This window comes from Salmonella sp. SAL00653, from assembly GCF_046552515.1.
GTDB classification, from domain to species: Bacteria; Pseudomonadota; Gammaproteobacteria; order Enterobacterales; family Enterobacteriaceae; genus Salmonella; species Salmonella enterica.
In genome coordinates, this window is record NZ_JBGDTY010000032.1 from 1 (window position 1) to 10,088 (window position 10,088).

The window sequence follows — 10,088 nt, forward strand, 5'->3', positions numbered from 1 at the left end:
AGCTCAGTTGGTAGAGCAGTTGACTTTTAATCAATTGGTCGCAGGTTCGAATCCTGCACGACCCACCAATGTAAAAAAGCGCCCTAAAGGCGCTTTTTTGCTATCTGCGATATGGAAGATTCGAACCTGCCGTAGGTTCGGGTCTTGCCTGATGCGCTGCGCTTATCAGGCCTACAGACGGCACCGCTCACGTAGGCCAGATAAGACGTTACGCCGCCATCAGATACGGGGCTACGTAATTATTGTGACTTTCCTTATTGAATCAGCTATCTTGTTTAGCATATAAAACAAATTAACCGATTGTGGCGTTTATTACGCTTTCATTCGGTTGTTTCGTTAAGTCAGTAAAACGAGAAGCCACGATGAGCGTAATGTTTGACCCACAAGCCGCAATCTACCCGTTCCCGCCGAAACCAACGCCGTTGAGCGACGACGAAAAGCAATTTTATCGTGAGAAAATCAAGCGGTTGCTCAAAGAGCGCAATGCCGTCATGGTGGCGCACTACTACACCGATCCGGAAATTCAACAGTTAGCAGAAGAAACCGGCGGCTGTATTTCCGACTCACTGGAAATGGCCCGTTTCGGCGCGAAGCACGCCGCATCCACGCTGCTGGTAGCGGGCGTACGGTTTATGGGGGAAACCGCCAAAATCCTCAGCCCGGAAAAGACCATTCTTATGCCTACCCTGGCGGCGGAATGTTCGCTGGATTTAGGCTGCCCAATAGACGAATTTAGCGCTTTTTGTGATGCGCACCCTGACAGAACCGTAGTGGTCTATGCTAACACCTCGGCTGCTGTTAAAGCGCGTGCGGACTGGGTTGTGACCTCCAGTATCGCCGTAGAACTGATTGAGCATCTGGATAGTTTGGGGGAAAAAATTATCTGGGCGCCGGACAGACACCTGGGGAATTACGTGCAAAAACAGACCGGGGCCGATGTACTGTGTTGGCAAGGGGCGTGTATCGTGCATGACGAGTTTAAAACCCAGGCGTTGACCCGTTTAAAAAAAATCTATCCCGATGCCGCTCTTCTGGTTCACCCTGAATCGCCGCAGTCCATTGTCGAGATGGCCGATGCGGTGGGCTCCACCAGTCAGCTTATTAAGGCGGCAAAAACGCTGCCGCACAGACAGCTTATCGTGGCGACCGATCGCGGCATCTTCTACAAAATGCAGCAGGCGGTGCCTGAAAAAGAACTGCTTGAAGCGCCCACGGCTGGCGAGGGGGCGACCTGCCGTAGCTGCGCGCACTGTCCGTGGATGGCGATGAATGGCCTGAAAGCCATTGCTGAAGGGCTGGAGCAGGGAGGCGCGGCGCATGAAATACAGGTTGATGCGGCGCTACGCGAGGGCGCATTACTGCCGCTCAACCGGATGCTGGATTTTGCGGCTACACTTCGGGCGTAAAGACGGAAATCTTTGGGGGAGAGAATGGATTTTTTTAGTACGCACAACATACTGATTCATATTCCGATTGGCGCTGGCGGGTACGATCTCTCGTGGATCGAAGCGGTAGGAACCATCGCCGGCCTGCTCTGTATTTGGCTTGCCAGTCTGGAGAAGATCAGCAACTACTTTTTTGGACTGGTTAACGTTACCCTGTTTGCGATTATTTTCTTTCAGATCCAGCTTTATGCCAGCCTGTTGCTGCAACTCTTTTTCTTTGCCGCCAATATTTATGGCTGGTATGCGTGGTCGCGGCAAACAAAGGATAATGAGGCCGAGCTTAAAATACGCTGGCTGCCGTTGCCAAAAGCAATGGCATGGCTGGCGATATGTGTGATAGCTATCGGTTTGATGACGCGATATATCGATCCCGTATTCGCTGTCCTGACGCGCGTGGCCGTCGCCATTATGCAGATGCTGGGGTTACAGGTGACAATGCCTGTACTGCAACCGGACGCTTTCCCGTTCTGGGACTCTTGCATGATGGTGCTGTCTATCGTGGCGATGATTTTGATGACACGCAAATATGTCGAAAACTGGCTCCTGTGGGTGATAATCAACGTAATCAGTGTGGTGATTTTTGCTTTGCAGGGCGTCTATGCGATGTCGCTGGAATATCTGATCCTGACATTTATCGCCGTGAACGGTAGTCGCCTGTGGATAAACAGCGCGCGGGAGCGAGGATCGCGCGCGCTTTCCCGTTAATGGTGATGAACATGCCCGGATGGCGTCTGATTCAGATGACAGTCCGGGCCGTGACACACTTGATACTCCATCTGAATCGTAGCGTGCGCAATATGGTATTCGTGCATCAGAAAATCCTGGATACGTTCCAGCAGCGCATCATGGTCGTGTGGCGGAATGACCTGAGCGTGCAATGTCATGACCGGTTTTTCGCCGACCATCCAGACATGCACATGGTGTACGTTACGGACTTCGGGGATTTCCCGGCTTAAATGGCGCTGTAAGGCATTAATATCCAGCGAAACCGGCGCGCCTTCCAGCAATTCGTTGACGCTATCTTTTAACAAACGCCAGGCGCTGCGTAACACCAGTACCGAAACCAGAATAGAGAGAATCGGGTCCGCTGGCGTCCAGCCCGTCCAGATAATGATCAGCGCGGCGACTATTGCGCCGACGGAACCCAGCAAATCGCCCATCACATGTAGCGCGGCAGCGCGCACGTTCAGGTTTTTTTCATCGCTTCCCCGATGGAGAATCCAGAACGCAAACAGGTTCGCCAACAGACCCGCAACCGCAATCACCATCATCAGATTGCCCGCCACCGGACGTGGCGTGTAAAAGCGCTCTATCGCTTCCCAGACAATGAGAAGGGTAATGACCACCAACGCAATGGCATTCACAAAAGCCGCCAGTGTGGTGAGTCTTAGCCAGCCAAAAGTGTGGCGAACAGTCGGGGGACGACGGGAAAATTGAACCGCCAGCAGCGCAAAGAGAAGGGCCGCCGCGTCGGTGAGCATATGTCCCGCATCCGCCAACAACGCCAGAGAGCCGGAGAGTATCCCGCCCACCACCTCAAGGAGCATAAATCCGGCAGTGACGATAAAGGCGAAAAGCAGGCGACGAGCATTATTATCTTTCGGCAGGTGTGAATCAGCATGAGAGTGTGAGTGCGCCATAACGTCATTCCTTTGTTATTCTCATCAATACTGTAGACATCATACTGATTTTTCGCTGACAAAATAAAAAGGAGAGCGAAAGCTCTCCCGTTATCAGACTTTTTTCTGCATTACTGTGTGGTACCGTCGGTTTTGGTATTCACGTCATTATTGACGCCATTACCGGTTTCCACTTTTTTATTAATATCCGGGCAGCGACCGTCTTTACACATGGTATTTTTATGCTCTTCATCCTTGGTCATTCCGTCATGATTCATGGTTGAACCGTCTGGATGCTGCATCGTGCTGTTAGTATTGCCGTTGGTATTGATGCCGTTGTTATTCACATCATTCGGCGCTACATTCTGGCGGGCGTCCGGGGCAACCTGACCGGCATTTGCCGCCGAGTTCGCCTGGCCATTACTGGATTGCGCGTTAGATTCAGCAGCTAACGCTGCGCCGCTGGCAAGGCCGAGGGTAGCGGTGAGTAAAAGCGTAGTCAGTTTTGTCATTTTCATAAGATGCTCCTGTTATGGTGGATATGTCGGATAACCTCTTCCAACAGTGCACGTGTCAGTCAAATCCTCAAATAAGGGATAAAAAGCGTTCGCCGCCGCGGGTTAACGCAGCAGAGAATCTTGCAATAATTCATAAACAGAGTGGTTACAGTTAAAAAGTGTAGGTTAGATCCCATTTTTCGCTACATTTGTGCGTTTTTTTCCTGAATTCCAGGATTATTCCGTTCAAAGTGTAAAAGCCCGTTTACACTATTTAATTGAAGAGATAGATTGGAGGGATTGCATTCATTGGGATAAGCACGGCAACACTGGAATAAACATGAATTATCAGAACGACGATTTACGCATTAAAGAAATCAACGAGTTATTACCTCCGGTCGCGCTGCTGGAAAAGTTTCCCGCCACGGAAAATGCAGCAAATACCGTTGCTCACGCGCGCAAAGCCATCCATAAAATTCTCAAAGGCAATGACGATCGTCTGCTGGTGGTGATCGGTCCTTGTTCAATTCATGATCCGGCAGCGGCGAAAGAGTATGCCGCCCGTTTGCTGGCGCTACGCGATGAGCTTCAAGGCGAGCTTGAAATTGTCATGCGCGTCTATTTTGAGAAACCGCGTACCACCGTCGGCTGGAAAGGGCTGATTAACGATCCGCACATGGATAACAGCTTCCAGATTAACGACGGTCTGCGTATTGCGCGCAAACTGCTGCTGGATATTAACGACAGCGGTCTGCCTGCCGCCGGCGAATTCCTCGATATGATCACGCCGCAATATCTGGCCGATCTGATGAGCTGGGGCGCCATTGGCGCGCGGACTACTGAATCCCAGGTTCATCGCGAACTGGCGTCTGGCCTCTCTTGTCCGGTCGGTTTTAAAAATGGTACTGATGGCACGATTAAAGTCGCCATTGACGCCATTAACGCCGCCGGCGCGCCGCATTGCTTCCTCTCCGTCACTAAATGGGGTCATTCGGCGATTGTGAATACCAGCGGCAACGGCGACTGCCATATCATTCTGCGCGGCGGTAAAGCGCCAAACTATAGCGCGCAACATGTTGCTGAGGTGAAAGAAGGCCTCATCAAAGCGGGACTGACGCCGCAGGTCATGATCGATTTCAGCCATGCCAACTCCTGTAAGCAATTTCAAAAGCAGATGGAGGTTTGCGCCGATGTCTGTCAGCAGATAGCGGGCGGTGAAAAAGCGATTATTGGCGTGATGGTCGAGAGTCATCTGGTAGAAGGAAACCAGAGTCTGGAAAGCGGTCAGCCGCTGACCTACGGTAAAAGCATTACTGACGCCTGTATTGGCTGGGAAGATACCGATGCGCTGCTTCGTCAGTTGTCGGCAGCGGTAAAAGCCCGTCGCGGCTAAGTTTATTTTCTTTCCTGTGGTGAAGTGCAGGATAGAAAACATATCGGTCCGGTAACAGCCTACCGGACCGATATTGCCAATATTAATGTATTATTATTTGGCGTACTTAGGTACTTCCTGCTTCTGGAGGGTATTTCCTTCCGAATCAATTCCTACAATGACTCTATAGCGGTCAAAATATAACTTCTTAATGGATTCTGTTCCTAATTCTTCGTAGGCAACAATTTCTACTGATTTAACATGTTTTGTATTAATTGCAGACGCTCCTCCAATCCCGAGTAGCGAAACCCCACCGCATTTTTTACAAAGCTCAGCGACATAATCAGCACGATCGCCTTTGCCAAGAAACGCAGTTGCCCCTTGTTGAAACATCATTTCTACAAATGGGTCCATACGCGCGGCCGTTGTAGGACCGTTGGAGCCAATAGGTAAACCAGGTCTGGCAGGGCAGGGGCCAGCATAGTAAATCGTTTGGTTTTGAAAATCGACTGGTGATTTTTCTCCGTTACTAAGCGCTACTTCGATTTTTTTATGCGCGGCGTCACGGCAGGTGTAAGCAAATCCAGTGAGAAATAATATATCGCCGACCTTAAGAGTTTTCGCTTTCTCTTTAGTCAATGGTAATGTTAATTCCATCATAGCTTCTCCAGGTATTAAATGATTTCACTAGCGTGGCGGCTTGCATTACATTGGAAATTGATTGCGACTGGCAGTGCAGTGATATGGCAAGGATAGTAATCGACATGCACGCCTAACGCCGTAATACGCCCGCCCATACCTAAAGGGCCGATCCCTGTATTATTCACAGCCTCTAATAATTCAGCTTCGAGCTGGGCATAAAGTGGTTTAGCATTGAACTCACCAAGAGGGCGTAATAATGCTTTCTTCGCCATCCATGAACAGTGGTCCATTGTACCGCCAACGCCGATACCAATAATATAAGGAGGGCATGGATTGCCTCCTACACGACGGACAGTTTCCAGAACAAAATCTTTTATACCATCAATACCATCGCCGGGAAGCAATGTTTTAAAAGTTCCCATATTTTCGCTACCGCCGCCCTTTGGCATAACGGTAATTGTCACTCGGTCACCATCAACAATTTCAGTATGTAAAATTGCAGGAGTATTATCATTAGTATTAATACGTTCTAATGGATCTGCAACCATGGATTTTCTTAAGTATCCATTTTCATAGCCCTGGCGAACACCCTGGTTCACCTGATCTTTAAGCGGCTTACCTTCCCAGCATACATGTTGTCCAATTTCCATTATAACGATACAAGTGCCGGTATCATGGCAGCATGCAAGTTGTTCTTTTTTTGCATACTCTCCATTATCAATTAATATCTTAATGGTTTCCTTGCCGATCTTTGACTCTTCTTTATCATATGCTTTACGAAAAGAACACATGAGATTATTATCCAGTTCATAACAAGCTTTTTTTACAAGTTTTTCGATAACCGGAATGATAATTTCTGTATTTAATATACGACTCATACTCCCTCCAGTGCTATGTTGCATTGTTTTATCCATTGATCACATTTTCATGATATTCGTATTCATTGTAGGAAGGAAATATGTTATTTTTATTAAATGATAAATTTTATTTATAGTAGTGGAAAATAGATGGAAATTAGACAATTAGAATATTTTGTAAGCGCTTCTTTGTTAGGTAACTTAACCAGAGTTGCTGAGCGGCATTTTGTTTCTCAACCTAATATCACCATTGCTATTAAGAAGTTAGAGACTGAATTAGGGGTGACATTATTTGATAGAAAGAAAAATAAACTTGTCCTTACTGAGGAGGGCATGTTTTTCTTACAAAAAATTGAACCTATCCTTATTGCGTTAAAAAATAGCGTAGCGGAAATGAAAGATTATCGTAATGAAAATGGTGGCATAGTAACTTTGGGGATCCCACCGATGATAAGTTTGTTTCTTTTTTCACCGCTCTTCAAGCATTTCCGGGAGATTTATCCAGAGATGGAACTCTCTCTTGTTGAAGAGGGGACTTTTGGTTTACATGATAAACTTTCTGCTGGAGAGCTGGATCTTGCTATTGTTATTATTAATGACTGTCCAAAAGAATTAGTTACGGTACCATTAATGACTCAGCAGCACGTGGTATGTATGTCAGATAAACATCCTCTGGCAAAAAAGGATAGTATCGATTGGGAAGATCCACAATATGAGCCATTGATACTAATGAAAAAAGATTCCTGGCATAGAAAAACGATTATTGAAGAATGTACAAAGCGAGGAATTCATACACATATTTTTCTATCATCAAACAGGATTCAAACCAACATAGATCTGGTTGCTAAAAATGAAGGAATTTCTTTCATTTTGGACGCTGTCGATCTTAAAGCCGAAAAAGTAATAACCAAGGCCATGACTGAGCCGACTTATGTTACGATTGGTTTGGCCTGGAAGAAAGATAAATATTTATCATATGCAACCAGAGCGTTAATTAAATTCATTGAGGATTATATTAAAGAACATTTTACAATTAAATAATTATATTTGTTCTTCAACAAAAATTTCCCATAGCTCTTCGGCATCTGGAGGCATTCTCTTGGCTGGTCTATAAAGTCTTATTTCTATGGGCACCCATAAATTGCTTTCTTTCTTCCGCTGCAGTAACAATAGTTTTAGCCTCTATATCTTGCCTGGCAAGGCTTTGAGGTATCTAGGCAACACCGTCGCCAGATCTGACCATTGCCAATAGTGTTGCTGCCAGATCGGCCACAAAGGCAACATTTATATTATGGGTAATTCTGTTAATAGACGCTGTATTTGCTATTATTCTTCCCAGACCTGATTGTGATGAAAAAGAAAGGTAAGGGAATTGAATTTTATTATTTATATTCCACAGCGGTTTTAACGTTTCTGAGTCTGGTTTACTGAATGGAATTAATGTATCAAACCCAAGACGAATGCTCATAAAGTTATTTTTATTTAAATTTAGATGCATATGTGGGTGATGGTGACACAGCAAAAATTGTGAATCTCCCTGCCGCATCATTTTTTCGCACGCATTCAATGAGTCAGATAAAAGACGAAATGAACCAAATTTTGCAATTTTATCACTCTGTTTTAACAAATGCGGTACAAAAGAGAAAGACAAAGCATGCGTTGCTGAAAAAACAAGACTAGGTTGTTTATTACCTGCGGCCTCAAGGGTATCACTTTTCAATGTGTACAAGGAGTGGATCAGTTCGGGAAGCTGGTCTGTAAATACTTCTCCGGCCTTGGTAAGGGTGACTCCCCGTTTACTTCTTTCAAAAAGGGGCGTACCCACCCATTCTTCGAGAGATTGTATCCGACGACTAAATGCGGGTTGAGTCACATATCTTGAGGCAGACGCTTTTGAGAAATTCAACGTTTCTTTTAGAGCCAGACAGTCTTCGAGCCATGTTAGTTCGAGGTGATGCCGATATTGCATAAGCTGCAACCTTATTAGCATTGGATGAGTCTCATTTATATAAGTAGCATTATACACAGACAGATTTTAAGAGGAAATTATTTGATTAAACAGAAACAAAAGCAGTAAGAATATGTTATGCCTTTGTCGGGTAAGTGTTGTTATTTATGTGAGTGTATTCTTTCTCAATAGAAATTAATTAGATGTGATTTTAGTATAACATGTGATTTATGCTTGTTGCAGTTGTATTCATGACTGTAATGAGTTGTTTTTGTACCCTAATAATATAAGGACGTATACATGTCACCAGCGATTATTACTTTGTTGGTTTTAGTGGTTGCAATAATTATCTTTGTTAGCGATCGTCTTCCTATGGGATTAGTTGCGTTTATGGTCCCAATGGCACTTTATTTTACCGGTGTTATCGATGCTAAGGATATTTTTGCTTCAATCGTAAATGCGAATGTTATTCTTATCGTCGCCATGTGTGTACTCGGTGCGGCATTTTTTAAAACAGGTTTGGCATGGCAATCAAGTAAAATTTTACTAAAATATGCTAAAACAGAAAGAAGCCTTAGTGTATTGATTTTTCTTATTGGTGGAGTTATGTCTGCCTTTGTTTCTAATAGCGGAACAGTTGCTGTGCTAATTCCTATTGTTTTAGGTATTGCCGCCAGTAGTCAGATTAAGCCTATTAAACTTCTTATGCCTCTGGTTTTTGGGGAAACAATCGGTGCTGATATTTCTATTATCGGTTCGCCAGGAAATCTGATTGCTAAAAATACTATTGAAACTTTTAGTAAGGGAAGTCTGTCGGTGCCATTTTTCGAATACGCTAAAATTGGTATTCCTTTGCTGATTGCATGCTCTATATTTCTCTATTTCTTCGGTTCAAAACTCATCGCAGATCGTGATGGAAATACACAATCTGATTCTCAAATGGATTATAGCCAAATTCCGGCATGGCATAGAAATTTAACTTTAGCCGTTTTTATTCTGTCTATCGCTGGGATGGTGGCAACTGATTATATTAAGTTTCTGCCTCCAATGCATATTATTGCGTGTTGTGCGGCTATTGTTCTTGTATTTGCTGGCGTTTTGACACAAAAGGAAACTTTTAATTCTTTTGAAACACTAACTGTTTTCATGCTTGCGTTTATGATGCCTTTAGGAGCCGCGCTTAATTCTACTGGTGCTGGAGAAATGATTGCTAATGCCGTTATTTCAGTAACCGGAGATTCTGGCGTTATGATTATTATGGCGTCATTGTGGATACTTACATGGGCTTTGACTCAAGTTATGAGTAACACTGCAGCATGTACGTTGTTATGCCCGGTAGGATGGACTATCGCACAGTCTATTGGCGCAGACCCTCGTGCAGTTGTTATTGCTGTTTTTATTGCGAGTAGTGTTGCTGTTTGTACCCCAATGGCTATTCCAGCAAACTCAATGATTATTGGCCCGGGGAATGTTAAATTTAAAGATTTTTTAAAACCCGGATTGGCGATTAGTTTGGTTTGTTTTATCGTTAGTATGATTTTACTACCGATATTTTATCCCTTCTATTAATGCCTGATATTACTTTTCTATTTTAGATTATTAAATTTGAGACTTTATTATGAATAGTTCGGTGCTATTAGGTGAAGGCTTCACCCTGATGTTCCTCGGCATGGGGTTCGTGCTGGCGTTTCTGTTCCTGCTGATTTTC

The 10,088-nt window shown here is 44.8% G+C and carries 9 protein-coding genes and 2 pseudogenes; 6 read left to right on the forward strand and 5 right to left on the reverse strand.

What is annotated here, in order from left to right:
• Positions 1–362: 362 nt before the first annotated feature.
• Complete coding sequence (gene nadA, locus ACLJRU_RS22985; protein ID WP_011264227.1) at positions 363–1,406, forward strand: quinolinate synthase NadA; 1,044 nt, start codon at positions 363–365, stop codon at positions 1,404–1,406.
• A gap of 24 nt (positions 1,407–1,430) precedes the next feature.
• A complete protein-coding gene (gene pnuC / locus ACLJRU_RS22990; protein WP_000345361.1) occupies positions 1,431–2,150 on the forward strand; it encodes a nicotinamide riboside transporter PnuC in 720 nt (239 codons plus the stop codon).
• Here pnuC and zitB read toward each other — a convergent pair.
• On the reverse strand, positions 2,147–3,085 hold the full coding sequence (zitB, locus tag ACLJRU_RS22995) for a CDF family zinc transporter ZitB (RefSeq protein WP_000951250.1): 939 nt from the start codon (positions 3,083–3,085) through the stop codon (positions 2,147–2,149). The two genes, pnuC and zitB, sit on opposite strands and share 4 nt — an antisense overlap.
• 110 nt (positions 3,086–3,195) lie before the next feature.
• Positions 3,196–3,582: a YbgS-like family protein gene (locus ACLJRU_RS23000; protein ID WP_000784383.1), complete on the reverse strand. Its 387-nt coding sequence runs from the start codon at positions 3,580–3,582 to the stop codon at positions 3,196–3,198.
• Between the two features lie 319 nt (positions 3,583–3,901).
• Between ACLJRU_RS23000 and aroG the strand changes: the two genes are divergently transcribed.
• Entirely contained in the window at positions 3,902–4,954 is a 1,053-nt protein-coding gene (aroG, locus tag ACLJRU_RS23005; RefSeq protein WP_001109233.1) for a 3-deoxy-7-phosphoheptulonate synthase AroG, read from the forward strand.
• A gap of 93 nt (positions 4,955–5,047) precedes the next feature.
• Here the strand turns inward: aroG and ACLJRU_RS23010 are convergent, their stop codons facing one another.
• On the reverse strand, positions 5,048–5,593 hold the full coding sequence (locus ACLJRU_RS23010; RefSeq protein WP_000970372.1) for a fumarate hydratase C-terminal domain-containing protein: 546 nt from the start codon (positions 5,591–5,593) through the stop codon (positions 5,048–5,050).
• 14 nt (positions 5,594–5,607) lie between these two features.
• Positions 5,608–6,453 (reverse strand): fumarate hydratase, encoded by an 846-nt coding sequence (locus tag ACLJRU_RS23015; RefSeq protein ID WP_001539511.1) that lies wholly within the window; start codon positions 6,451–6,453, stop codon positions 5,608–5,610.
• Positions 6,454–6,582: 129 nt separating this feature from the next.
• Between ACLJRU_RS23015 and ACLJRU_RS23020 the strand changes: the two genes are divergently transcribed.
• Positions 6,583–7,473 carry a LysR family transcriptional regulator gene (locus tag ACLJRU_RS23020; protein WP_001539513.1) on the forward strand — a complete coding sequence of 297 codons (891 nt, stop codon included), beginning with the start codon at positions 6,583–6,585 and terminating at the stop codon, positions 7,471–7,473.
• Here the strand turns inward: ACLJRU_RS23020 and ACLJRU_RS23025 are convergent.
• Positions 7,474–8,458, reverse strand: a pseudogene (locus ACLJRU_RS23025) (LysR family transcriptional regulator).
• 222 nt (positions 8,459–8,680) lie between these two features.
• Between ACLJRU_RS23025 and ACLJRU_RS23030 the strand changes: the two are divergent.
• Together ACLJRU_RS23030 and ACLJRU_RS23035 are read left to right on the forward strand one after the other, a co-directional pair.
• On the forward strand, positions 8,681–9,949 hold the full coding sequence (locus ACLJRU_RS23030) for an SLC13 family permease (RefSeq protein ID WP_000074136.1): 1,269 nt from the start codon (positions 8,681–8,683) through the stop codon (positions 9,947–9,949).
• A 49-nt stretch (positions 9,950–9,998) separates the two neighbouring features.
• Positions 9,999–10,088, forward strand: a pseudogene (locus ACLJRU_RS23035) (oxaloacetate decarboxylase subunit gamma); the annotation flags it as partial.